The 1658-nt window shown below is 37.1% G+C and carries 1 protein-coding gene; it reads right to left on the bottom strand.

Going from position 1 to position 1658, the window contains the following annotated elements; all coding sequences use genetic code 11:
- Positions 1-104 precede the first annotated feature (104 nt).
- Positions 105-1361, bottom strand: a complete 1257-nt coding sequence (locus BLS16_RS23010) for an IS110 family RNA-guided transposase (RefSeq protein ID WP_092335901.1) — start codon at positions 1359-1361, stop codon at positions 105-107.
- Positions 1362-1658 lie beyond the last annotated feature (297 nt).

Raw genomic sequence — 1658 nt, 5'->3', positions numbered from 1 at the left:
ATAGTTTGAAAGAACCCATAAATATGAACGCTTTAATAAAAGGACATAACAAAATAAGCCCTGCTAACTAGCGGACTTTGAAAAATGAATATCGAATTAAGAAATTAAGTCGTATTTCGCATATCGGGTATTTGGTAACCTAACGTTTCCAGGTAGCGTAAAGCCATTTCCTCAGTGATCTGTGATGCATAAGATTGTTTTGGTTTGGAGTCTATTTTGTATAAGTCATAATTAAATGTCTCGCCATTATTCAACATATAATAGATACATTTTAGCAACGTATGTGCAATAGCAATAATGGCCTTCTTGTGACCTCGACGTTTCTTAATCTGGTCATATCGATTTTTGAAATAGGGACACTTTTTACTCTTAATTGCAGCATTTGCACATTGAACTAATAGTGGTTTGATGTATACACCAGCTCTTGAAATACGGACAGATTTTTTCTTGCCAGCACTTTCGTTGTTCTGTGGAGTAACACCGGCCCAGGAGCATAGATGTTTGGAGGAATTAAAAACTGCCATATCGCTACCGATCTCACTGATTATTGCAATGGCAGTAAATACGTCCTTGATACTTGGCAAGGATAAAATGATCTCTATTTGTGGCAAATATGGCTGAGCTAAGCCTAGAACAACACGTTCAATATCAGTTATGTGTTTCTCGATGTTCTCAAAATGATGCAGACAAACACGCATTTTCTCGGCTTGTGGCTTAGTAAGATTCCCATTGATTGATTTTGTAATTGTTTCTGCTTTATCTTGCATACTTCCGTGTAACATTGATGAAACCTCGAAATCCTTATCATCTGGATTATCAAGTATGTGATTAATGATTCTCATCGAGCTTACGCCAAACGTATCAGAAACAACACTAGAAATCATAATATTTGAAACAGTTAGAGAGTTTTGGATGCGGTTTTTCTCACTTGACTTAACGTTGATAAGCTTAAACCTATATCGCATTAAATCACGAATTTGGCGAATTGGTAGGGGTGGTATAAAGCTACTGGGTACTAAACCGTGCTTGTGTAAATCGCAAAGCCAAATAGAATCTTTCTTATCGGTTTTCTTACCTCGAATACCTTTAACATACTTTGGATTAGCAACGACAACATCACAGTAATCTTCCAAAATGTTAAAAACAGGGTGCCAGTACTTGCCTGTAGACTCCATACAGACATGAACGCAAGAGTGAATTTTCAACCAATCTAATAGTTGAAGCAAACTCTCGGTAAAGGTTGAAAATTGCCTCGTTTGGTAATCCGTAACACCCGATTTGTTAGTAGTACCAATCGTTGCAACGACAAACTTTTTATGGACATCAATTCCACAGCAAATAGGATAAACAATTTTTAGCATAAACACATCCCAGCATAAGTTTATAGTGGATAAAGCAGACATTGACTGTTTGCTACATAATAAACGGGAATTGTTTATACAAGGATTAGTTTACGTGCTCTATGGCACACTTATTTGTTCTTGAAAATAGCAAACGGCACATCTTAAAATGCGGGTAGGGTGCTAACCCTACACCACTCACCTCCCCGTGCTCTGTAGTGTATCTGCTTATCCAATTGGATTATAACCAGCAGGGGTCACTTTCATAAATTTTTGTGCCTTGAGCATAGCGAAAGGAATGGTACTTAAAATGAAAAA

The sequence above is a fragment of the Desulfosporosinus hippei DSM 8344 genome, assembly GCF_900100785.1.
In the GTDB taxonomy this organism is placed as follows: domain Bacteria; phylum Bacillota; class Desulfitobacteriia; order Desulfitobacteriales; family Desulfitobacteriaceae; genus Desulfosporosinus; species Desulfosporosinus hippei.
The sequence above is the reverse complement of the archived record's forward strand: the minus strand, read 5'-3'. Positions and strand labels throughout refer to the sequence as shown.